General features: G+C 72.7%; 16 protein-coding genes. 6 read left to right on the top strand and 10 right to left on the bottom strand.

All coding sequences use genetic code 11. From position 1 onward, the window contains the following. Window positions 1-49 precede the first annotated feature (49 nt). Window positions 50-2,344 (bottom strand): hypothetical protein, encoded by a 2,295-nt coding sequence (locus tag NP048_RS11965; protein ID WP_227575822.1) that lies wholly within the window; start codon window positions 2,342-2,344, stop codon window positions 50-52. Between the two features lie 316 nt (window positions 2,345-2,660). Here NP048_RS11965 and NP048_RS11960 point away from each other — a divergent pair, with 316 nt between their 5' ends. After that, complete coding sequence (locus NP048_RS11960; RefSeq protein WP_227575821.1) at window positions 2,661-4,496, top strand: SpoIID/LytB domain-containing protein; 1,836 nt, start codon at window positions 2,661-2,663, stop codon at window positions 4,494-4,496. Window positions 4,497-4,511: 15 nt separating this feature from the next. Here NP048_RS11960 and NP048_RS11955 read toward each other — a convergent pair whose 3' ends face one another. From NP048_RS11955 to NP048_RS11945, 3 genes are read right to left on the bottom strand one after another with little or no spacing between them, the layout of a single operon-like run. After that, window positions 4,512-5,984 (bottom strand): glycosyltransferase, encoded by a 1,473-nt coding sequence (locus NP048_RS11955; protein ID WP_227575820.1) that lies wholly within the window; start codon window positions 5,982-5,984, stop codon window positions 4,512-4,514. After that, window positions 5,981-7,471, bottom strand: coding sequence for a glycosyltransferase family 4 protein (locus NP048_RS11950; RefSeq protein WP_227575819.1), 1,491 nt, complete (start codon window positions 7,469-7,471; stop codon window positions 5,981-5,983). The genes NP048_RS11955 and NP048_RS11950 overlap by 4 nt, the downstream gene beginning before the upstream one ends. Continuing rightward, window positions 7,468-7,740: a hypothetical protein gene (locus NP048_RS11945; protein WP_227575818.1), complete on the bottom strand. Its 273-nt coding sequence runs from the start codon at window positions 7,738-7,740 to the stop codon at window positions 7,468-7,470. The genes NP048_RS11950 and NP048_RS11945 overlap by 4 nt, the downstream gene beginning before the upstream one ends. Window positions 7,741-7,831: 91 nt before the next feature. Between NP048_RS11945 and NP048_RS11940 the strand changes: the two genes are divergently transcribed. The 3 genes from NP048_RS11940 to NP048_RS11930 are packed head-to-tail and all read left to right on the top strand — an operon-like array spanning window position 7,832 to window position 12,292. Next, entirely contained in the window at window positions 7,832-8,818 is a 987-nt protein-coding gene (locus tag NP048_RS11940; protein ID WP_227575817.1) for a GDP-mannose 4,6-dehydratase, read from the top strand. 4 nt (window positions 8,819-8,822) lie between these two features. Further along, window positions 8,823-9,797 (top strand): GDP-mannose 4,6-dehydratase, encoded by a 975-nt coding sequence (locus tag NP048_RS11935; protein ID WP_227575816.1) that lies wholly within the window; start codon window positions 8,823-8,825, stop codon window positions 9,795-9,797. Next, entirely contained in the window at window positions 9,794-12,292 is a 2,499-nt protein-coding gene (locus NP048_RS11930) for a glycosyltransferase (RefSeq protein ID WP_227575815.1), read from the top strand. Before NP048_RS11935 ends, NP048_RS11930 begins: the two co-directional genes overlap by 4 nt. 54 nt (window positions 12,293-12,346) lie before the next feature. Here NP048_RS11930 and NP048_RS11925 read toward each other — a convergent pair whose 3' ends face one another. The 5 genes from NP048_RS11925 to NP048_RS11905 all read right to left on the bottom strand — a co-directional run bounded on the left by NP048_RS11925 (window position 12,347) and on the right by NP048_RS11905 (window position 19,391). Further along, a complete protein-coding gene (locus NP048_RS11925; protein WP_227575814.1) occupies window positions 12,347-14,677 on the bottom strand; it encodes a glycosyltransferase in 2,331 nt (776 codons plus the stop codon). A 61-nt stretch (window positions 14,678-14,738) separates the two neighbouring features. After that, on the bottom strand, window positions 14,739-15,707 hold the full coding sequence (locus tag NP048_RS11920; RefSeq protein WP_227575813.1) for a glycosyltransferase family 2 protein: 969 nt from the start codon (window positions 15,705-15,707) through the stop codon (window positions 14,739-14,741). A 2-nt stretch (window positions 15,708-15,709) separates the two neighbouring features. Then, window positions 15,710-16,891, bottom strand: a complete 1,182-nt coding sequence (locus tag NP048_RS11915; RefSeq protein WP_227575812.1) for an ABC transporter ATP-binding protein — start codon at window positions 16,889-16,891, stop codon at window positions 15,710-15,712. After that, window positions 16,891-17,793 carry an ABC transporter permease gene (locus NP048_RS11910; RefSeq protein WP_227575811.1) on the bottom strand — a complete coding sequence of 301 codons (903 nt, stop codon included), beginning with the start codon at window positions 17,791-17,793 and terminating at the stop codon, window positions 16,891-16,893. The genes NP048_RS11915 and NP048_RS11910 overlap by 1 nt, the downstream gene beginning before the upstream one ends. A 65-nt stretch (window positions 17,794-17,858) precedes the next feature. After that, entirely contained in the window at window positions 17,859-19,391 is a 1,533-nt protein-coding gene (locus tag NP048_RS11905) for a methyltransferase domain-containing protein (protein ID WP_227575810.1), read from the bottom strand. Between the two features lie 149 nt (window positions 19,392-19,540). On the opposite strand from NP048_RS11905, the gene NP048_RS11900 reads away from it, so the two are divergent. Together NP048_RS11900 and NP048_RS11895 are read left to right on the top strand one after the other, a co-directional pair. Continuing rightward, the gene (locus tag NP048_RS11900) at window positions 19,541-20,656 is read left to right on the top strand and encodes a glycosyltransferase family 4 protein (RefSeq protein ID WP_227575809.1); all 1,116 of its coding nucleotides are present in this window, start codon (window positions 19,541-19,543) and stop codon (window positions 20,654-20,656) included. Between the two features lie 89 nt (window positions 20,657-20,745). Continuing rightward, on the top strand, window positions 20,746-21,882 hold the full coding sequence (locus tag NP048_RS11895; protein ID WP_227575808.1) for a glycosyltransferase family 4 protein: 1,137 nt from the start codon (window positions 20,746-20,748) through the stop codon (window positions 21,880-21,882). A gap of 19 nt (window positions 21,883-21,901) precedes the next feature. On the opposite strand, the gene NP048_RS11890 is transcribed toward NP048_RS11895, so the two are convergent. After that, window positions 21,902-23,560, bottom strand: a complete 1,659-nt coding sequence (locus tag NP048_RS11890) for a DUF2142 domain-containing protein (protein ID WP_227575807.1) — start codon at window positions 23,558-23,560, stop codon at window positions 21,902-21,904.

The following is a 23,560-nucleotide window of genomic DNA, read 5'->3' as shown; positions in this document are numbered from 1 at the left end:
GGCACTCAGCATAGCTGTGAGCCTCGGCGCCGGGCCGAAGTCGTGCTGCTCAGGCGGGGGCGACGTCCAGCTCGACGAGACGGACGTACAGACTGCGGACGTCACCGGGTGAGCCCGGCGTGGGCATGCTGTCGGTGCTGACGTCGACCTCGACGAGGGACTCCGCGGGCACGCTCACCGTGAGGTCGAGCTTCGCGGTGCCGTCGGCACCGGCGACGACCGCGGTGGTGCGCCCCGCGACGTGGAAGGCGACCTCTGCACCGGGCGACGCGACGACGATCTCGCCCGTGAGCCGGATCCGGGCATCCTCGTCCCCGGGGTTGGTGATCCCGACCTGGAACTGCTGCTCCGCCCAGTTCCACCGGGTCCCGTCGACCTCCTCGACGCCGTAGACGCCCTCGCCGATCACGAGCCGCGGCCCTTCGAGGACGCTGTCCGGGTCCGGGAGTGCGTCGGCCTTCCGCAGCCGCTCGCCGTAGGCGCGTAGGTCGTACGTGGCCAGCGTCGCGTCGTAGTTGACGACCGGCCGGGTGGACCCGGTCTCGGCGCGGATCTCCGCCTCGATGGCGGCACCCCGGTCGGCGTAGCCCAGGCGGTTGACGTAGACCGCGTCGAAGCCCGCCGCGACGAGCCGCGGCAACGCGGCCGTGATGCCGTCGCCGAGCGCCGTGGGCTGCCACTCGGCCTCCTGGCCCTTCACTCCGCCGTAGCTCCACGAGAGGTTCGAGTGGATGTAGCCACGCAGGTGGCTGTAGTCGGCCATGTTCACGATCGGCGGGTGCTCGGGGAACGGCGCATAGGGCAGGTTGAAGACCATCGCCTCGCTGCCGAGCTTGGCCTCGACCTCGCGGAAGTAGTCGATGTCCCTGTTCCACCCGAAGGCGGTGCCCGCATAGTCCGGGACCATCGCGTCGGAGGTCTGGTCGTACAGCCCGACCGCGCCGACCAGCCCCGCCGCGGCGACGGTGACGGCCGCCGCGGTACGGCGGGCGCGCTCACGGGTGACCCGGGTGAGCAGCGCGTCGAGCGTCAGCCCCAGCGCGGCGAGGGCGAGGAACGCGACGACGACGGAGGCGCGGTTCCACGCGCGGAGCTCGGCGAAGCCGAGAGCGGCGAGCACGCTGTTGAGTCCTGCCACTGTGGCGGCGAGCACCATGACGACGGTCAGCGCACCGAGCGCGCGCAGGCGTGCGAGAAGCGGGGCGACGGCCCGTGCGCCGATGGGCACGAGCAGGGCCACCACGGCGATGACCAGACCGAGCGCGCCGAGCGCGCCGAGCGTCTCGGACCCCTCACCAGGGATCGGGGAGTCGACGGTCGCTCCGCGCAGGGACCCGAGCTCGGCGATCCGGTGCCGGCCGAGCGGCAGCAGGAGGTTGGCGATCTTCAGCCCGTAGAACTCCGTCGCGCCGTACGAGCGGCCGTCGATGGCGAACCCGCTGCCGGGCTCGGGTTCGTACAGCAGGTTGGGCAGCGCGGCGAGCGCGAGGACGACCAGCACGGTTCCGGTGTGGACACCGGCCGTCAGGGCGGGGCGCCAGCTGCGGTGGGCGATCGCGGCGAGCAGGCCGGCCGCGACGACGAGCACCACCGAGAACACCGCGTAGTACAGACCCGTCCCCGCGACGAGCACCGCCGACACGATGACGCCCCACTCACGCACCCGCCACCGGCGCGGCGAACGCCACACGTCCACCCGCCCCGCGTAGAGGGCGACGGCGAGCGCGACCGCGACCGGCACGGCGTAGTACGCCGAGAGGAACAGGTGGGACTCCCCGCGCAGGAAGTGGTACGGCAGCCACGAGTACACGGCCGCGAGTGCGCAGGCGAGCGGGCGCGAGACGGTGAGCGATCGCAGCGCGGCGTAGGCGAAGAGGGCGATGACCGCGAAGCCGCCCACGAAGAAGACGTTGACCGTCGCGGCGGGACTCAGCACCAGCGAGAGCAGCTTCAGGGTGAGGAGGTGCCACAGGTCGCCCACGGAGCTCGGGTAGGCGGCGAGGTCCTGGCCGAACGGTGCGCCGAGCCCCGCACCGAACTGTGTCCAGCCGCCGGTCTCCATGTTCTTCACGGTCATCAGCGCGAGCATGACGTCGCCGCCGCCGGAGAACGGGACGTTGAGGTGGGCCCGCCACAGTCGCAACGTCAGGGCCGCGCCGGCGAGGGCGACGGCCGCGGCCCCGGCCGCCCAGGCGAGCTCGAGGGCGATCGTGCGACGTCGTGACGGCGCACGCTCGGCCGCCGCGGGGGCGGCGGCGGTGGGCTCGGTTGCTGAGGGCGCCGCCGCAGCGGTGGGCTCTGAGGGGTCGCGAAGGTCCTCGGGCAGCGTCTGCGGCGTGCTCATGTGCTGCTGGGCTCCTGCTCGCTCAGGTGGTCGGACGGAGGCCGTGTGTGGCGCGCCGGCGCCCGTGGCGTCACTGTGGTGGAAGGGTGCCGGCCGGGCTCGCGGTGAGCCAGGCCACGGGCGTCGTCCCGCGCTCACCGCACGGCAGGGCGCCGTTGTGCTCTCGGTGACGTCACGGTAGGCGACGTCCGATCCTACCGGAGGCTCAAGTCGGTGCCGAGACGGCCGATGCAGATGACGAAGCCCCCGCGTGCGGGGTGCTGCGCACGTGCCTCGCCGTGGTCCACTGGTGAGCAGAAGGCCGAGCAGGAGGATCATGCGTACCTGGGTCAGGACGTCAGCCGTCGCCGTCGCCGTCGCGCTGGCGGGTGTGGTCGGCCCGGTGGCGGTCACGCCCGCCGTTGCCGCAGACCCCGGCACCGTCACCTTCACGGGTCGCGGGTTCGGCCACGGGCGCGGCATGGGCCAGTACGGCGCCCTCGGATACGCCGTCGACCTGGGCTGGGACCACGAGAGGATCCTGCGCCACTACTACGGCGGCGCGACGCTGGCCCGCGACGCCGGCAACCCGGCGCTGTCGGTCGAGCTGACCCGCAACACCGGCAGGAGCGTCGTGGTGGAGGGGCCGGGTATCGCGGTCGGTGGCGTCGTCACCGGGGGACGCGCGGTGCTGGTGGAGCGGACCGGGGGCGGGCGGTTCGACGTCAGGACCGGTCCTTCCTGCGGCGGTCCGTGGACGCTGTGGAAGAGCGGGGTGGAGTCGGGAGCCGTGATCGCGACGGCCAACGGGGCACCGACCGTCTGCGAGGCCGACCGGTGGACGATGTACCGCGGCTCGCTGCGCGTGGTCGAGCGGTCGGGAACCTCGTACCTGCTCAACGACGTCTCCGTGGACGACTACCTGCGCGGGGTCCTGCCGCGGGAGGTCCCGGCGTCGTGGGCGGGGTTGGGTGGTGGGCGCGGGGCGGAAGGGCTGCGCGCGCAGGCCGTCGCGGCCCGGAGCTACGCGCTCGCGTCCTCACGGCCGACGAGCGGCGCCACGACGTGCGACACGACCGCCTGCCAGGTGTACGGCGGTCACGCCGAGCAGTTCTACGGCAAGGCCGTGAAGGTGCTCGAGGACGCGCGGACGGACACCGCCGTCGCCGACACCTCCGGGAAGGTCATGCGCACGGCCGCGGGGGCCGTGGCACGCGCGGAGTACAGCTCGTCCACCGGGGGCTGGACGGCGGGCGGGGTCTTCCCCGCCGTCGAGGACCTCGGGGACGCGACGTCGTCCAACCCCAACCGCTCGTGGACGGTCTCCGTGGCGGCGTCCCGGGTCGCGAGTGCGCTCGGGACGGGGCAGATCCGCTCGATCGCCGTCAACGCACGCAGCGGGCTCGGTGCCGACGGCGGCCGCGTGCAGCAGGTGGTGGTCGTCGACACCGCCGGTCGCACCTCGACCTTCTCGGGTGACACGGTCCGCAGCAGGCTCGGACTGAAGAGCGACTGGTTCACGGTGACGGGGCAGGGAGCGCGGAACGAGGCCGAGGCCGTCGTCCGAGCGCTCTACAACGACGTCCTGGGGCGCGAGCCCGAGCCCGCAGGGCTGGCCAACTGGACGAACGTCGTGGCGACGACGAACAACCCGCGGCTCGTCGCCGACGGCATCGTCAACTCCAAGGAGCGTCTGCAGGCTCTCGTGACGACCGAGTACGTGCGAGCCCTGCGGCGCGGTCCGGAGCCCGAGGGCCTCGCGAACTGGGTGGGCTACATGGAGCGCGGCGCGACGGTGTCGGACCTGCAGATCGGCATCTTCGCGAGCCAGGAGTCCCTCAACGTGCTCGGCGGCGGCGACACCAGGGCGTGGGTCGCCGGGATGTACGCGGCGCTCCTGGGTCGACCCGCCTCCGCGGCGGAGACGGCGGAGTGGGCAGCAGTCGCCCAGCGCCAGGGGCGTGGGGCCGCCGTGGCCGGCATCGCGCGGTCACCGGAGGCGGGCACGCAGCGGCTGCTGGCGTACTACCAGCGGTTCCTCGGGCGGGGCCTGGACCCGTCGGGGATCGCGAGCTGGTTGCCCGCCATGTCGGGGCGCGGCGACTTCACGATCCCGGGCATGATCGGTGGCAGCCAGGAGTACTGGAACCGGGCGCAGGCCAGGTTCCCCTGACGGCCGGGCGACGCGCTACAGCGAGTCGCCGACGGGCGCGGTGAGGAGCTCCCACACCTCGTCGGCGTAGTCGTCCCACGTGCGCGCCGGCCGGGCGGCACAGGCCGCCACGAGCTCGCGGTGCAGGTCGTCGGACGCGAGCACCCGGCGCAGCGCGTCGGTGAGGTCGTCGTCGTCGCGCGGGTCGACCAGCAGCGCGCCGCCGTCGGCCGCGATCTCACGCATGCTCCCGTAGGCCGACGTGATCGCCGGCGTGCCCGCGGCGAGCGACTCCGCGACGGGCAGCCCGAAGCCCTCGTTGAGCGAGGGGAACACCGTGACCCGTGCGAGGCGGTAGGCGGCCCACAGCAAGGGGTCGGGGACGCGTGACGCCGACTCGACGGGGCGCCCGGCGCGCTCGAGAGCGGCCAGCCGTCCGGCGAACTCGTCCGACCCCCAGGCGTTCCCGCCGATGAAGGTGAGACTGAACTCGACGCCCTCCCGCCACAGCCGCTCTGCGGCGTGCAGCACGGCGAGGTGGTTCTTGCGGGGTTCGTGGCTGCCGACGACGAGGACCATCGGCAGGTCACCCACGCAGAACCGGTCCCTGGCTGCGACGAGGTCGTCCGCGGTCGGTGCCGGTGCGACGGCGGGCAGGGCCACCGCGCGGATGTCCGGCCCGCTCGACCCCACGGCGGCCAGCATCCGCCGCCAGCCCTCGTACTCGGTGGCCGCGGCGTCCGAGATCGCCGCCACGCGGTCGAAGTGCCGCACGGCTGCGAGGTTCCCGTAGAAGACCGAGGCGAACCCGGTCGCGGTGGTCTCGGCCGACGTCAGCGGGACGCAGTCGAAGCCGATGACGCCCGTGCGGTTGCCGGAGTGCCGAGCGAGCGAGAGCAGCCGGTGCGAGCGACTGTGCTCGGCGGCGAGCTCGGGGACGAGCACCGTCGAGCGCCACGGGACGACGATGCCCGGCGACGCGGGGTCGCGCCCGGGAGTCAGGCGTGCGCTCTCGACGGCGTCCAGCTCGCGCATGGCGAGAAACCCGTCGGTCCACGCGACCGGGAGCACGTCGTGCGTCGCGGACCAGCGCCGGGCGGTCTCCTTGGCGACGCGCTGGATGCCGGTCGCCAGGTCGGTGGACACGGTGTGGTTGACGTCGACGACGTGGGCGCCGACCACGACCCGGACGTCGGCGGCCATCGAGGCAGCCGTCGCGGCGCTCTCGACCTCACGCCAGAGGGCGCCGGGGCCGTCGAGCTCGAGCCGGCGAGCGGTCCGCACGACGGTGGCGTCCTCGGGGAGCACCCCGGACAGCACTGCCAGCGCGAGCCAGACCTGCCCGCGGTCACGGGGCTCGACGAGGCCCTCGACGGCGCGCACGAGGTCCCTCGTCCCTCGGCAGTGCGGCGTCGGGGACGCCCCCAGCGCGTCGGACAGCGTCCGCAACCGGGCGTTCCAGGTCGGGACGAGGCTCGTCGGCGCAGCACGCCGTGACAGCAGGCTCACATCTGCTCCTCGCGTGCGGTCGTCACGGTGCGCCACAGGTCCCTCGCGTAGTCGTCCCAGGTCCGCCGGGGGCGCTGCCGCGCCTCGCCCCGCAGGCGTTCGAGCAGGTCGGGTGACGTGAGAAGAGCGTGCATCGCCTCCGTCACGGCGTCGTCGTCGGTCGGGTCGACCGTCAGGCACCCGCCGTCGCGCGCGAGCTCGGCGAGGCTCCCGTAGGACGAGGTGACGACGGGCGTGCCGCACGCCAACGACTCGGCGACGGGCAGTCCGAAACCCTCGTGGAGGGAGACGAACACGCTGAAGCGCGCGTCGCGGAACGCCTGCCACAGCTCGTCGTCGGTGACGCGGCCGAGGTGCGTGACCGGTCGGCCCAGGGAGCGGACGTGCTCGATCCGACGGGAGAACTCCTCGCTGCGCCAGCCGGGGCCACCGATGAGCACGAGCTCGAACTCGTGACCGGCACGCCACAGCCGCTCGGCGGCGTGCAGGACGGTGTCGTGGTTCTTGTGGGGCTCGTGGCTCCCCACGCACAGGACCCGTGGGCGTCCGCCCGGCGCGGCGCCGTCCTGCGCCGGGTCGACGGGGACGGGGACGTCCGCCGGCAGGACCACCTCGTGCACCCGGGGGCCGGGCAGTCCCTGGGCGGTGACGGCGTGCGCGAAACCCGCGAACTCGGCGGCCGCGGACGCGCTGATGGCGGCGACCGACGCCGCGTGCTTGACGACCGTGAGGTACGCACCGAACCGGACGGCGTCGACCGGTGGACGCAGGTCGGCGCTCACCGCGGGGATCATGTCGTAGCCGATGAGGACGAGGGCGTTGCCGGAGTGCTCGGCGAGGGCCGCCAGCGCTGGACCGAACGCCGTGTCGGGGATCTCGGGGACGAGGAGCACGCCGCGCCACGGCACCACCAGGCGTGCACGGTAGGCGCGCTCCGCGGCCGGGTCGACCTGCGACTCCTGCCCGTAGCGCAGCACCCGCTCGACCTCCCGGGGTGCCAGCGTCCGCAGTGCCGTGTACTCGTCGACGTTCGCGGTGACGGTGAAGTCGCCCGACCAGCGCGGCAGGGTCTCGCGCACGACCCGGTGGATTCCCGTGTGGATGTCGTGCCGGGCGCAGAAGTCGGCGTTGACGACGACGCCCTGGACGACGTCGAGCTCGAGCTCGAGCGCGCCGCGGAGCGGGTGCCGGACGACGTCGGCGAGCAGCCGGGCAGTGGCGTCCTCGTCGTCGAGCAGCTCGAGGTCGCGGCGCAGGGCCAGGACGTCCGCGGAGCTCGGCATGGCCGCCCGGACGGCCGTGAGCAGGAGCCAGGCGACGTCCGGTCGCGGGGCCTGGCGCGCGCGGGCGACGAGCAGCGGCAGGAGCGTGGCGGCCGTGGCGCCGGGATCGCTGGACTCCTCGACGTCGACACCGACCGCGCGGGCGACCGCGGCGACGCGCTGGTCGAGCGCCGTGAGCAGCGCGCCCGCCGCCGTCCTCTTCACGAGCGCGCGCGCAGGCGCGCGACAACGCGTCGGCCCGCGCGCAGGGGGCGGGTCACACGCCACGAGAGCGTCGAGTGCACCGCGGCCAGCTCGGCGGCCAGTCGGGCGCTCTGGTCCAGCAACGGTCGTCCGTCCTCGTCGTACCGGGCCTCGGCCACGGCGTCCGCCCAGGTCGTCAACGCCAACCTGCGCCACTGCACCACCTGGCGCCGGAGCGTCTCGCGTTCGTCGTTCGCGGGCAGGTCGGGCGTGGCGGGCAGGTCAGGCACCGGACGATCATAGGACGTGCCACCGCCGTGCAGCCCGGCCCGCGGACGACGCTAGGGTGGGGTGACCGCTCCCCGACGTCGACGAGGAATCATGCCCCGCGCTCTTATCACCGGAATCACTGGTCAGGACGGCCTGTACCTCTCGGAGCTCCTGCTGGGCAAGGGCTACGAGGTCTACGGGTTGATCCGCGGACAGAACAACCCGAAGTACGACCTCGTGCGGAGCGTCGTTCCCGGCGTGCAGCTGGTCACCGGTGACCTCACGGACATGTCGAGCCTCATCCGCGCGCTCAACGTCGCGCAGCCGGACGAGGTCTACAACCTCGGCGCCATCTCGTTCGTCGCGTACTCGTGGGAGAACGCGCTGCTCACGTCCGAGGTGACGGGCAAGGGCGTGCTCAACATCCTCGAGGCCGTGCGCCTCTACTCGCAGGACGACCCGGCGAAGGTGCGCTTCTACCAGGCCTCGTCCTCGGAGATGTTCGGCAAGGTGCAGGAGGTCCCGCAGCGTGAGAGCACGCTGCTGTGGCCGCGGTCGCCGTACGGCGTGGCCAAGGTCTTCGGTCACTACATGACCATCAACTACCGCGAGTCGTACGGGATGCACGCGTCGTCGGGCATCCTCTTCAACCACGAGTCGCCGCGCCGCGGCCCGGAGTTCGTCACCCGGAAGGTCACGCAGGCCGTGGCCCGCATCTCGCTCGGTCTGCAGGAGCACGTGACCCTCGGAAACCTCGACGCGAAGCGCGACTGGGGCTTCGCCGGTGACTACGTCGAGGCCATGTGGCGGATGCTGCAGCAGCCGGAGGCGGACGACTACGTGGTCGCGACCGGCGAGACGCACTCGATCCGTGAGCTGCTCGACATCGCCTTCCGCCACGTCGGCATCGACGACTGGGCCCCGCTCGTCAAGCAGGACCCGCGGTTCATGCGGCCCGCCGAGGTCGACCTCCTCATCGGCGACCCTGCCAAGGCGCACGCGCAGCTCGGCTGGGAGCGCAAGGTCGACTTCGTCGGCCTCGTGACGATGATGATCGAGAACGACCTGGAGGAGCAGCGCGCTCTGGCTGGTCGGTGATCAGGTGACACGGGCGTTCATCACCGGCATCTCCGGGCAGGACGGCACGATCCTTGCCGGCGTGCTCGCCGGGCAGGGGGTCGAGGTGCACGGGCTCGTGCGCTCCGCCGACGAGGCGGCGTCGCACGCCCCGGCCCTCCCCGGGGGGGTGACGCTGCACGTCGGTGAGCTGACCGATGGCGAGCGCATCTCCGAGCTCCTCGCCGAGGTCAGGCCGGACGAGGTCTACAACCTGGCCGGCATCAGCTCGGTCGCGTACTCCTGGGAGCACCCCGTGCAGACCGGGCTGGTCTCGGGTCTGGGTGCGGTCAACGTGTTCGAGGCCGCGCGGCGCCTGCAGGACGGCACGGGCCGTCCGGTCCGGGTCCTCCAGGCCTCGAGCGCCGAGATCTTCGGCAACCCGGACCGCACGCCGCAGGACGAGTCCACGCGGGTGGCACCGCTGTCCCCCTACGGGGCGGCGAAGGCGTACGCGCACCAGATGGCGGCCGTGTTCCGCAGCCGGGACCTGCATGTCGCGACGGTCGTGCTCTACAACCACGAGTCGCCGCTGCGTCCGGTCACGTTCGTCACCCGCAAGATCACCGCCGCCGCGGCGAGGATCGCGCACGAGGGCGCCGGGACCCTGGTCCTCGGCGACCTGAGCGTGCGACGCGACTGGGGGTGGGCGCCCGACTACGTGGACGCGATGGTCCGAACGATCCGTCACGGACGCCCGGACGACTTCGTCATCGCGACCGGCCGCACGCACAGCGTCGAGGAGTTCGTGGCGGCCGCCATGGAGCGAGCGGGGGTGACCGACTGGCGGGACCGGGTCAGCGTGGACCCCTCGTTCGTGCGGCCCGCCGAGGCCGCGGAGCAGGTGGGCGACGCCTCGAAGGCGCTGGCCGAGCTGGGCTGGTCACCCACGGTCCCGTTCAGCGAGATCGTCGGACGGATGGTGGACCACGACCTGGAGCTGCTACGGAGGAACGGATGAGCGACGCGTTGGTGCCGACCCTGCGACCGGGGGTCGTCTCCGTCGTTCTCGTCAACTACCGCGGTGCGGACGACACGATCACCGCGCTGCGGGCGTTCGGTGACGTCGACTGGGCGGCGGACCGCCTCGAGCTCCTCGTCGTCGACAACGACTCCGGAGACGGCAGTGCGGACCGCATCCGCGCCGCCGTGCCGGAAGCACGCGTCATCGAGTCCGGCGGCAACCTGGGCTTCGCGGGCGGCTGCAATCTCGGCGTGCAGCACGCGACGGGGGAGTACGTCGCGTTCCTCAACAACGATGCGCGCCCGGACCGGGGCTGGGTCTCCGCGGCGGTCGAGGTGCTCGAGCAGGACCCGACCATCGGGGCAGTCGCCTCCAAGGTGCTCGACTGGGAGGGACGGCTCGTCGACTACGTGGACGGGTCGCTCACGTGGTTCGGCATGGGCTACAAGCGGGAGGTCGAGAAGCCCGACACCGGCCGGTGGGACACCCCCAAGGACGTCCTCTTCGGCACCGGGGCCGCGATGTTCGTCCGGGCCGAGCTGTATCGCGAGGTCGGTGGTTTCGACGAGCGGTTCTTCATGTTCTACGAGGACGTCGACCTCGGCTGGCGCCTGAACCTCCTCGGCCACCGCGTGCGCTACGTGCCGGGTTCGGTCGCGTTCCACAAGCACCACGTGACGATGAAGAAGTTCGGCGACTTCCGCGAGAGCTACCTTCTCGAGCGGAACGCGCTGCTCAGCATCTACAAGAACTACGACGACGAGTCGCTGGCCCGCGCGCTGCCCGCTGCGATGGCGCTGTCGGTTCGCCGTTCGCTCGCGCGGGCCGGTGTCGACGCGACCGCGCTCGACCTGCAGCGGTCACCCGGCGGGGACGACGTCGGCATCCTCGAGGTGCCGAAGATGGGCCTGACCGGGACCTTCGCGATCGACTACCTCGTCGAGCAGCTGCCCTCCCTCATCGAGACGCGCCGCGACCTGCAGGCCCGGCGGCGGCGCAGCGACCGTGAGCTCTTCCCGCTGTTCCGGGAGGCGATGGAGCCTGCGTACGGCATGCCCTCGTACCTCGAGGCCCATGAGGTCCTCGTGCGCGCGTTCGGCATCGAGGAGCACTTCACCGCCCGTCACCGCGTCCTCGTCGTCACCGGCGAACCGCTGCTCGAGCGGATGGCAGGGCCCGCGATCCGTGCGTGGGAGATCGCTCGCGCCCTGGCTCCCGACCACGACGTGCGGCTCGTCTCGACCGGCGGCGCGCGGCGCACCAGCCCCGACTTCTCCGTCGAGTACGCAGCCGGTGCCGGCCTGCGTGAGCCGACCGAGTGGGCCGACGTCATCATCTTCCAGGGCTTCCTGCTCGAGACCGCGCCGTGGATCAAGGACAGCGACAAGATCGTGGTCGCCGACATCTACGACCCCATGCACCTCGAGCAGCTCGAGCAGGCCAAGGACCTCGAGCCGCGGGAGCGGGTGCGGGCCGTGGCGGAGACGACGTACGCGCTCAACGAGCAGCTGCGTCGCGCGGACTTCCTCATGTGCGCGTCGTCGAAGCAGCGGGACTTCTGGCTGGGCCAGCTCGCCGGACAGGGGAGAGTCAGCCCCGCCGTCTACGACGAGGACGCCGGACTGGAGAACCTCCTGGCGGTCGTGCCGTTCGGGATCGAGGACCACCCGCCCGTGCAGCGCAAGCACGGCATCAAGGGCGCGGTGCCCGGCATCGGACCCGACGACAAGGTCATCCTCTGGGGCGGCGGGATCTACAACTGGTTCGATCCGCTGACCCTCGTGCGCGCGGTCGGACGGCTCGCGGAGCGGCATCCCGAGGTCCGCCTGTTCTTCATGGGCATGTCCCACCCCAATCCGGGCGTGCCGCGCATGCGCGTCGCCTGGGAGGTCCAGGAGCTGGCCCGCGAGCTCGGCCTGGAGGGGACGCACGTCTTCTTCAACGAGGGCTGGGTGCCGTACGAGGAGCGGGCCGACTACCTGCTCGACGCCGACGTCGGCGTGTCGACGCACTTCGAGCACATCGAGACCGAGTTCAGCTTCCGGACCCGCATCCTCGACTACATGTGGGCGTCGCTCCCGCTCGTCGCGACGGACGGCGACACGTTCGGGCGCCTCATCCGCGAACGCGGACTCGGACGAGCCGTGCAGGCGGAGGACGTCGAAGGGCTCGAGCGCGCACTCGAGGAGATGCTCTTCGACGAGGAGGCGGCGTCCGCGGCCCGTGAGGCCGTCGTCGCGCTCGCGCAGGAGTACCGCTGGCAGCGGGTGCTCGAGCCGCTCGTCGCGTTCTGCCGTCAGCCACGCCGCGCCGTCGACCTCGCTGTGCCGTCCACGGCGGGCGCGGACGAGCGGCAGTCGCGTCGGACGCGCCGACGCCCGAGCCTGCGCGACGACCTCGGGCTCGCGAAGGACTACCTGTCCGCGGGTGGTCCCCGAGAGCTGTCGAGGCGCGTCGTGGGACGGGTGCGCCGCGTGGTGGGCGGGGGCTGAGACCACGCGCGGTGCGCCGGGCGACCGCGTGCCTCTGCGCGAGGCCGACCGGTGTCAGCCGAGCGCGGCGCGGATGGCTGCCACCCGCTGCCGGGCCTGCGCGAGCTCGTATCGGCGGGGACGGCCACGCCGTGTCGACCTCAGCTGGGCGAGCCGTCCGGCGACGACGCGACCCGCTGCGGTGGCCGAGTGCAGCGCGGCGATGTCCGCTGCGGCCCGTGCACCACGGTGCGCCGCGTCGGCCGGGTCGTCGAGCACCGCGCGCAGGAGGGCCGCGGCAGCATCGACGTCGGGCTCGGCCCACCGGGTCCCCTGCGGGTACGGCTCGGCCCCCGGCGGCACCTGGGTCGGGGTCCACGGCACGAGGTAGCTGTTGGCGGGGGTCATGAACTGCAGGTTCCCGCTGTAGCCGGTGGCCAGGACCGGCTTGCCCCAGGCCATCGCCTCGGCGATCGTCAGGCCCAGTCCTTCGGACCGGTGCAGCGACATGTACACGTCGCAGCAGGCGACGAGCGCGTCGCGGGCCTCGGCCGAGAGGTAGTCCTCCAGCAGCAGGACGTCCGGCCGGTCCGATGCGGCGAGCCGCACCTGCTCGGCCTCGAGCGGGCGCAGGTGGGCGTTGATCGACTTGAGCACCAGGACGGGGCCGCTGCCGGCGGGGACCGCGCGCCGGAACGCCTCGATGACACCGAGGGGGTTCTTGCGCTCCATCGTGCTGAGGTAGTCGAAGCTGAAGAGCACCACCGGTGCGTCGGGCAGCCCCAGCTCGGCCCGCCCGAGGCGGGGGGCAGGCCCGCGCTGCGGCAACGGAGGCGGCACGACGTGCACCGGGACGGGGGAGTGGGCGGCGATGGCCTCCCGGACGAACTGCGAGGCGACCCACACCTCGTCCACGGCGGCGAAGCTCGGGTGCAGCGACTCCGGGAAGTCCTCGACCTCCCAGTACCACATGCCGATGCGGTAGGTGCCGTCCACGACGTCGCGCGCCGACGCCAGCACCGTGGGCGTGAGGTCGGCGTTGACGCACACGACAGTGGTGTCGTACCGGGTGCCGGCGGTGTCCGCCCCGTGCGTCGCTCGCTGCCTGCTCAGGAGGTGCCGGTCGACGGTCCGTGTCGAGTACGGGACATCAGCGGCCTCCAGCGCCGACACGAGGAGGCGGGCGGACTCCCCGATCCCGAGCTCACCGCGCATGAAGCCGACGACGTTGACGCCCGGCGCCGGGCGTCCGGGCTGCACGGGACGCGGCCTGACGGCCGCGAGCGCCGGTTCGAGCACACGAGGGGGTGAGCCCTCGTCGACGGCGTGCGTCCGGGCCCACGACAGGAACCCGGGCAGATCGGGGCCGGGCACGCGGGGGAACGCGGCGCGCAGGTCGGGGCGGTCGTGCAGCGCGCGGAGGTAGCGCCCGATCCCGCCGTCGGTGGTGGGCACGGTCAGCCAGGAGATCAGCTCGCTGGTGCGCGACTCGTCGAACGGGTCGGGTGCGCCCGGCGCCGCGAGGAGGCGACGCATCGCCGGATCGAGGAGGATGCCGTCGGCGGTGCGGTCCCACAGGCGTGAGGCCGTGGCGGTGGGTTGCGCCGCCCACCTCGCAGCCTGTTCCGCGGCGATCCGGGCGAGCACCGGGTGGTCGCTGAGACGCCCGCGAGGGTCGCCCGGCAGACTGGCGTCGAGCAGCCACGGGTGGTCCGGGTCGAGTCGGCTGAGGTCGACCGCGACGAGGGGGCGCCCGTCCAGCGCAGGTGGCTCGCCGTCGGTCAGCGAGTGGCCGGGCTCCAGCGACCACGCCGAGAGCAGGAGTGCGGGATCGTCCACACGCGTCGCGCCGCCACCGAGGGCGTCGACCCAACGACCGCCGATGCCCCCGGGGCTGGTGGCGGCCGACCACGTCGCGACGACGTCGGCACGGTCCACCCGAACCGCCACCATCGCCGTCGAGCAGGTTCCGGCGTCGAGCACCTGGGCCGCGCTGGGGCTGCGGTCGTCGTCCGGCACGGGCAACGCGGAGCGCACCACCAGGGCCGCTCCGCTGCGTCCCGCGGCCGCGACGAGCGCGTCGGGCGCCGCGAAGAGAAGCACACCTGCCTCGACCGAGAGCAGGATCTCGTCTGGCTGCCGTCGGCCTGCGAGCGCAGTCAGGGCGATGGGCCGGGCGGCCGCGACGAGCTCGGCGCCGGACAGCGTGGCGGCCAGACGGTGCATCGCCTGGTCGGGGACGTCGAGATCCCTCGTGGTCACGACCTGCTCGACGCCCACGGGTACGTACGAGCCGTCGAGGTCGAGCACGACAGTCGTGGCGTCCGGCATCACCCGGACGCAGTCCTCGACGGTCGAGCGGGCCTGGGCCGCGCAGAGCGCTGCGCTGACGACGACGACGTGCATGGACCACCGTTCCGGGGAGGGGTGCGGGATGAGACTACTCGCGGCGAACAGACTGCGGCGATCAGGACGTCGGCGCGTCCCGGCCGATGTACCGGGCGACCACGCGCCGGCCCACGCGGGCTGCGTGCCACATGCGGCGGCGCTCCCCGAGCGTGCGCGGGAGTCGTCGCAGATGGGCGGTCAGACCGCGTCGTCGCGCCACGGCGTCCGGCGACGCCCAGCCGCCGCGACGCGCGGCACGCAACCATCCGGCGCTCTGGCGGGCGGCTGAGATCGCGGCGACGCGCAGGGGGGCGTGGCGGGTCGCGACCACGAGGGAGTTGCGCGTGTTGTGGTACCGGAACACGGGGGTGTCGGTGCCCGAGCTCGCCGCGTGCTCGTGGTGCGCGACCGCCTCGGGGACGTAGCGCACCGTCCAGCCGGCCGCTCGCATCCGCCACGACAGGTCGGTGTCCTCGTAGTAGAGGAAGAGCCAGGGGTCGAAGCCCCCCACCTCGTCCAGCATCTCCCGCCGTAATGCCGCGGCACCGCCGTAGAAGCCGAACACGTCAGGGTCGGTCGACTCCGACCCGAGGGGCGCCCTCCAGTCGCGGTCTGCGCCGTTCCCGGTGCGTGTGACGACGTTGCCGGTCGAGTTGACGAGCACGGGGTCGGTGCCGGCGAGCAGGACCCTCGCCGTCGTCGCCCCGACCCCAGGCGCCTCCAGGGCGCGGAGGAGGTGCTCGACCGCGTCGGGGGCGAAGGCTGCGTCGTTGTTCAGCAGGACCACGTGACAGCGCGCGTCCGCCATCCCGAGAGCGGCCCCGCCGGCGAACCCGAGGTTGCTCGCGGACGCCAGGCGCCGGACGTCGGGGTAGCGCGTCGCCAGCAGCTCGGCCGTGCCGTCGGTCGACCCGTTGTCCACCACGACGACGTCCAGGCGGTCCCGTACCGTCTGGCGCTCGAGGGAGTCGAGCGCGGTGGGCAGCAGGTGTGCACCGTTCCACGACACGACGACGACACGGGCGAGGGCGCCCGGACCCGGGCTCACCGTCAGACTGCCGTGATCGTGGGCGCCAGGTCCATGACGCCGAACGACTGCGAGGTCGAGGTCACGGAGAACATCGCCCCCTGCTGCACCTGGTGGATCGGCGTGCCGTCGCGCCGGCCGATCGCGCCGGCGACGTAGTACTGACCGGACGCGAGGTTGACGTCGTGGACGGTGAAGACGACGGTGCGTTCGCCGTCGAGCGGAGGCAGCTCGACGCCGGCGAAGACCGTGTTGGTCCCGTAGAGCACCTGTGCCAGGGCGGTCTCGATCCGGATGCCCGCCCGCCAGTCGTCGATCGGCTCGTCCGACCGGTAGGTCACCGCGATACGCAGCGCGCCGCCGGAGGGGATCTCCTGCACAGGGCGGTCGTTCTCGTCGACGACCGCGACCTTCTCGACGACGGCGACGGGCTGCTCCTCGACGGTCTGGGTCGACTCCTCCGAGACACGGGCGGCCTCGTAGTCCTCACGCAGGACGCGCAACGCCACCCGGGGCAGGTCGTCGGCGACGATCGCGCCGTCACGCAGCACGATGGCGCGGTCGCAGAGCTCACCGACCTGGGACAGCGAGTGCGACACCAGGACGATGGTGCGGCCCTCGGCCTGGAACTGGGCGATCCTGTCCATGCACTTGCGCTGGAACGGCTCGTCACCGACGGCCAGCACCTCGTCGACGAGCAGCACGTCGGGATTGACGTGGACGGCCACCGCGAAGGCCAGCCGCACGTACATGCCCGACGAGTAGAACTTCACCTGGGTGTCGATGAACGGCGCGATGCCGGAGAACTCGACGATCTCGTCGAACAGGCGGGTCGTCTCGCGGGAGCTCACGCCGAGGATCGAGGCGTTGAGGTAGACGTTCTCCCGGCCGGTGAGGTCGGGGTGGAAGCCGGCGCCCAGCTCCAGGAGAGCGGCCATCCGCCCCCGGGTGCGGACGCGCCCGCTGGTCGGTTGCAGGATGCCGCCGATCATCTTGAGCAACGTGCTCTTGCCAGAGCCGTTCGGTCCGATGAGACCGACGGTGGTCCCTGACGAGATGTCGAGGGAGATGTCGCGCAGTGCCCAGAAGTCCTCCTTGTGGAGGTTGGACCGGCCGAAGTTGACCACGCGTTCCTTGAGTGACTTCTCCTTGCGGATGACGAACCGCTTGGAGACGTCACGGACCTCGATCACGGTCGTCGTCATCACAGCTCCTGCGCAAAGTTGCCCTGCAGGCGCACGAAGACGCGCTGCGCCAGCCACAGCATGACGAGCCCGATCGCGAACCACACGAGCAGGCCCTCGGTGAGATGGGGGGGGACGGGCTGGCCGTCGCCGCCGACCCAGAACGTCTGCTGGAACCCGATGATGGCCAGGGTGATGGGGTTGGCGAGGTACACCTGCTGCAGCGCCGGGCTGAGCTCGCCCGAGACGAGCGCCCACGAGTAGACGATCGGTGACGTCCAGAAGGCGATCATGATGACGATCTCGACCAGGTACTGGACGTCGCGCAGGTAGACGTTCACCGCGGACAGGAAGATTCCCCACGCCGTGCCGATGACGAGGATGACGGCGAGGGCCAGTGGCAGGTACCCCCACCTGGCGCCGGTCGGGATCTCGCTCAGCGCGGCCGTCGCCACCAGCAGGATGCCGAGCTGGATGCCGAAGTTGAAGATCGCGGACCCGACGCTGCTCAACGGGAAGATCTCGCGCGGGAGGTAGACCTTCTTGATGAGGCCGTTGTTCGCGACGATCGAGCCGGTCCCCGCAGTCACGATCTCCGAGAACAGTCCCCACGCCGTCAGACCGGTGTAGATGAAGACGGCGAAGTCGGGGATGGACCGGGCGGCGCCGAGGAACTTCCCGAGGGCGAGCCAGTAGATGAGCAGCAGCGCCAACGGCCGCATGAGGCTCCACACGAAGCCGAGCGTGCTGTCCTTGTAGCGCGCCTTCAGCTCGCGACGCACGAGCATGTCGAGCAGCTCACGGTGGGCCCAGATGTCACGGATCTGCTGGACGGTGCCTGCTGCGAAGCCCGGCCGAGGCCCGGACTCCGTGAGGGGCAGTGCTGCGAGACGGGCTTCTCGTTCCTCGCTGATGCTGGTCATGCGAGTGGTGCTCCTGGCGGTGGGGGATCTGCCCGGCGAGAGGGCGCGGACAGTCTAGCCCTGCCTCAACTTGCCTCGGGGGCCGTCGGCAGGGTGGTGAGGAGCGTCCCGGGGTCGCGCTCGCCCTGCGCGAGTGCGTCGGCCCACGGCTCGAGCGGCGTCCCGGTGAGGCCCGACAGGTCGGGCAGGTCGCGCTTGAGGTCCGTGGTGGGCTCGGGTGTGCCACGCGCGACGGACGAGACGGCCCACGCGAGGGCGACGACGTCGTCCTCGAGCGGGGTGTGCGCGGCCCGGCCGTAGTCGATGAGCCACGCTCCCCGGTCGTTGACGATGATGTTCCAGGAACGCACGTCGTTGTGGCGGAAGCCGTGGTCGCGCAGGTCGGCGAGCGTGCGCAGGACGTCGCGCACGACGGTCACCAGCACCTGGTCGTCCGGGCGCCCGACCTCCGACAGCAGGGTGCCCGGGACGCGGGCGAGTGCGAGGCGGGCGCCGCGGTGGTCGATGTCCGATGCCACCAGCTCGATCATGTGGTGGATCGGGCTGTGGTAGCCGAGCGTCGAGTACGTGTAGAGCTCGCCGATGATCTGCGACCAGTTGTCGGGCGCGTCCTGCGAGAACAGGTACTCCTTGACGATGTGGTCACGGCCGTGGAAGTAGCGTCGCCGCCACGGTCCGTTGGCGATGGGCGAGCCGGCGTACGCCTCGTAGGAGGTCGAGTCGAAGGTGAAGGACCGACCCCCCACCGTGACGCTCTGTCGGCGGGAGATCCTCAGGAGCGGGCGGGTTCGGGTCGACAGGTGGGTGCCGACCTCGGCGATCGGGACGACGTCGACGTCGTCCTTCACGAGCGCCAGGACCTCCAGCGGGTCCTCGGGCTGCGAGGCGTCCCAGAACAGGTCCGGGTCCTCACCCTTGGTGGCCAGCTCGACGACCAGGACCGGGACCCGGTCGAGCAGCTCCCTGACGATCTCCTGCGCCGCCTCGAGGCCCTGGTAGTGGATGACGTGGTGGAGCACGGCGAGGACGAGGACGGCGTCGACCTGTCCGTGGGGGATCGTCCGGACGGACTCCACCGTCAGCTCCTTGACGAGGAACGTGACGGGTAGCCCGTTGATCGCGGCGACCTGGCGAGCCACCTCCGCGTTGTCGGCGTTGTACTCCCAGCCGACGACGTGGGCGCCCCGGTCCGCGAGCGCGAACGACATGTAGCCGAGCGACGAGCCGATGTCGAGGACGCGACGTCCACGCACCGGCTCGAGGGCCTCGGCGATGAGCCGCGCCCTCTCCTGGGACTCGCGCGCCGGCTCCTCGACGATCCCCGCGACGCCGTAGAGGGGCTGGTAGTGCTCGACCTTCGACACCAGCCTGCGGAGCACGTCGAGCCGGTCGTCGTGCTGGCGGGTCGTCTCGTGGATCGCGTCCAGCGTGGCCTGCGCGTGGACGAGCGCCGCGTTCGCCGCTGCGAGGTCGCGGTCGACCCGGGCCACGTCCTGGCGCAGGTGCGTGACGTCGTCGGTCATCTGCAGCAGACGTCGGCGGCCGGCGGCGAGGCCTGGCATGAGTGTCGCGAGGGCACGCCGGGCAGGGTTGCTCATGGTGTGCGGGCTCCGATTCCGCGGCCCGACGGGCCGCACCACGTGGTGTTCGATCTCGCGAGCCGCGTCGTCGCGGCCGCAACGGGTGCTGACTCTAGCCGCGCTCGCTGGGTCCTCGCCTTCGGGGTGCCGGCACGTAGTCTGGCGCCGTGGATCCGCTCCAGGTGTCGTTGACCGTCGAGCAGTGCTGGCAGCCGGTCCCCGGAGGCTCCGGATCGTACGTGGCCGAGCTGACGCGCGCGCTCGTCGCGCGAGACGACGTCCAGGTGACCGGGCTGGCCGCGCGCCATCGCAGGGACGCGGTGCCGGACCCGGCGCCGGCGGGGCGGACCGTGACGTCGGCGCTGCCGCGCGTCGTGCTGTACGAGGCGTGGAGCCGGTGGCGGCGGCCGCTGGCCGAGTCCGCGGCGCCGGCGGACGTCGTGCATGCCACGACGTGGGCGGTGCCCGGGACGCGGTGCCCGCTCGTCGTCACGGTCCACGACCTCGCGTTCCTGCGGGATCCACGCCACTTCACGGCCCGTGGCAACGCCTGGTTCCGACGTGCGCTGGAGATCGTGCGGGACGAGGCCGCGCTCGTCGTCGTGCCGTCGGACGCGACACGCGACGACTGCATCACCCACGGCATCGAGGCGGACCGGATCCGGGTCGTCCGCCACGGTGTCCACCCCGCCGACGTGTCACCGCAGGACGTCGCCGGGTGGCGGCGCCGGACCGGCGTGGAGCGGCCCTACGTGCTGTGGTGCGGCACCCTCGAACCTCGCAAGAACGTGCGTGGTGTCGTCGCGGCGTTCGCCGCGGCGCAGGCACAAGGGCTGGAGCACGATCTCGTCCTCGTCGGGCCCCGGGGATGGGGGGCCGAGCAGGAGCACGTCGCCCGCGCCGTGGACGCGGTCCGGCCGGGCAGCGTGAGGCTCCTGGGCCGGCTCTCGGCTGCCGATCTGCAGACCGCCTACGCGGGCGCGAGCGCGTTCGTGTTCCCGTCGCTGTGGGAGGGGTTCGGGCTGCCGGTGCTCGAGGCCATGGCGCACGGTGTCCCGGTCGTCACCTCGGCGGGCAGCTCGATGGCCGAGCTCACCGGTGACCTCGCGGAGCTCGTCGAGCCGACGGACCTCGAGGACCTCGCGGCCGGGCTCGCACGTGCTGTCGCCTCGGACGCCGGTCCTGCGCTGCGGCGGCTCGCTGCCGAGCACACGTGGGAGGCGTCGGCTGCCGCCCACGTCGGTGTCTACCGGGAGGCGGCCGCGGCGCGCGCTGCGGGCTGACCGGTGCGACGTGCCGCGTGCGGCGTGGCCGGCGCGCCGCCGTCGCGGCACCGGAGCCACGCGTCCGCGTGAGCCCCTAGGGTGGCCCGATGCGCATCCTCCTTGACGCGACAGCCGTCCCGGCGGACAGGGGCGGCGTCGGACGCTACGTCGACGCGCTGCTCCCGGCGCTCGCCCGTCAGGGCGTCGACCTCGTGGTCGTGTGCCAGCCGCGCGACGCCGCGCTGCTCGCAGCACTGGTGCCGTCGGCCGAGGTCGTGGTCGCGTCGTCCCGGATCGCGCGGCGACCGGCACGCCTGGCGTGGGAGCAGGTGGCGCTTCCCCGGATCGCGCGCCGTGTCCGTGCGGATCTCCTGCACAGCCCGCACTACACGATGCCGTTGCGGCCGGGGCTGCCCGTCGTGGTCACCCTGCACGACGCGACGTTCTTCTCCCACCCCGAGCTGCACTCAGCGGTGAAGGCCCGCTTCTTCCGGGCCGCGACGCGGCGCGCGGTCGCTCGCGCCGCGGCGCTCGTCATGCCGTCGCAGGCGACCGCGCGCGAGGTGCAGCGTCACGTCGGCGGGGACCCGGCGCGGTTCCACGTGGCCTACCACGGGGTGGACACGAGCCTCTTCCACCGCGTCGACGTGCAGGACCGGGCGCGGGTGGCCCGGTCCCTGGGCCTCGAGGGGCGGTCGTACATCGGCTTCCTCGGGACCCTGGAGCCGCGCAAGAACGTCCCGGCGCTCGTCCGGGCGTGGGCACGTGCCGTGGGTGACCTCCCCGAGGCGCCCGCGCTCGTGCTCGCCGGTGGGGCGGGCTGGGACGAGCAGGTCGCGCCCACGGTGGCTGCCGTCAGGGCGGCGCACCCCCACCTGCAGGTGGAGCTCCCGGGCTACCTGCCGCTGGAGGACCTTCCCGGCTTCCTGTCCGGTGCCACCGTGCTGGCCTACCCGAGCCTGGGGGAGGGCTTCGGGCTGCCCGTGCTCGAGGCCATGGCCTGCGGCGCGGTGGTCCTGACGACGCGCGAGCTGTCGCTCCCGGAGGTCGGAGGAGACGCGGTGGCCTACTGCGGCACGGACGAGGCGTCGATCGCCCGCGAGCTCCGGTCCCTGCTCGACGACGAGGCACGCCGAGGGCGTCTCGCGTCGGCGGCCGTCGAGCGCGCGGCCCACTTCGACTGGGACGGTGCGGCGCGCGCCCACCTCGCCGCGTACGAGGCGGCTCTGGAAACGGCGCGCTGACCGGACGGACCCCTGGTCGTCAGTCCGGGACGGGTGGCCGCCGGGCGGCGCCGTCGGCCGCCGTCCGGCCGACGGCGACCTCCTCGGCTCCGGCGTCCGGGGCGTCATCGCGGTGCGCCCCGACGGGGCCGTCGTCCACCGTCGCCACGGTCCCACCCGCCGGACGGTAGGAGTACCACGCGAACCAGGCGAGCGCGGTCGCGAGCGCGGCGTACAGGGCGGTCCCCGTGAGGTAGCCGATCGGCGACGCCCAGTCCGGCTGCAGCGTGACGACCTGGCCGTTGAGCCCCTCGGCGTACCGTCGGGAGGCCCAGTAGAACGCGGCCACGTGACCGACGAGCACGACGGGCACCGCGCCACGGGCGACACGACGCAGCAGCTGACCCTCCGGCGTGCGTTCGACGCCGACGACCAGGGCGGCCAGCAGCGGCACACCCACCGCCAGCGGCAGCGCGTAGCGACCCTGCCACACCATGCCGACGTCGACGGCGGTGGGCACCTGCAGCGCGGCCGGGGCCAACGCGACGCCCAGCACGAGGACCAGGAGCGCGCCCCGCCGACGTGCCGGGCGGGCCGCCGAGAACGCCAGCAGCAGCACTGCCCCGACCATGGCGTACCAGGCGATGAACGTCACGGGGGGCGACGGCGCGTCGAGCCACCCGTAGTCACCGATCATGTTGAGGAGGTACTCCGAGCCCTTGCCCACCACGGCGAGCACGACGACGCGCGGGTCCGCGAACTGCGGGTACAGGTCCTTGGTGGTGACGACCGACGGGTGCGTCAGCAGCCACGCGATCGCCGCCGCGCTGGCAGCGACCGTGGCGGCGACGTACCAACGGAAGCGGGGATGGGCGACGACGGCGCGCCAGCGGCCCGGCGGCGCGGCGATCAGCACCACCACCACGACGGCGAGCGCCCAGACGGGACCCGTCGAGCGCGTGTTCACGAGCAGCGCACCCGCGACCACCGCTTGCAGGAGCGCACCGTTGCCCACCGGTCCGCGGCTCAGGACCAGGGCCAGGCACGCGGCCCAGAAGGCGAACGCCGCGCTGATCTCGAACCCGGCCGGGTTCACGGTCGCACCGAGGAAGAAGCACATCGGCGTCAGCGCGACGGCCGCACCCCACACGCCGGCGCGGTTCCCCTCGATCCGGCTGAGCCGGTAGAGCCCCCACGTCACCAGCAGACCACTGAGCAGCGCGCTGAGGAGGCGCATCGCCAGGATCCCCGACTCGGCAGGCAGGAGCAGCGACGGCCATCCGACCAGGGCGTAGTACAACGGCGGGTACTGGCCGGCGTACGTGCGCGTGTCGACCGGGTCTCCCGGCGGCGGCAGGTCGGGCTGGCACGACGCAGGCACGTCCTGCTGGAACGCGAAGCAGTTGGGGAGAGCGATCGACGCCGCGTAGTCGGACGGCAGCCGGACGATGCCGGCGACCCCCGGTTCGGCCGTGCTCACGAGCGCATCGGCGTCCGGAAGGGAGATCTGCCCCCGGACGACCCCGGCGGCGCGCACGACGTGGCTCGGCTCGTCCGGGGACGACATCAGCGGGGTCGCGACCGACCAGCACCAGCCCAGGGCGACGACCAGGGCACCGACGACGGGCCACCGCAGCCGTGCGCGCGCGGGTCGGGGTGCGCCGCCGTCGGCGTCGTCTGCGGCGTGACTGCGAGACAT

This window comes from Cellulomonas xiejunii (assembly GCF_024508315.1).
GTDB classification, from domain to species: Bacteria; Actinomycetota; Actinomycetes; order Actinomycetales; family Cellulomonadaceae; genus Cellulomonas; species Cellulomonas xiejunii.
This window is presented reverse-complemented; position numbering and strand designations above follow the sequence as displayed.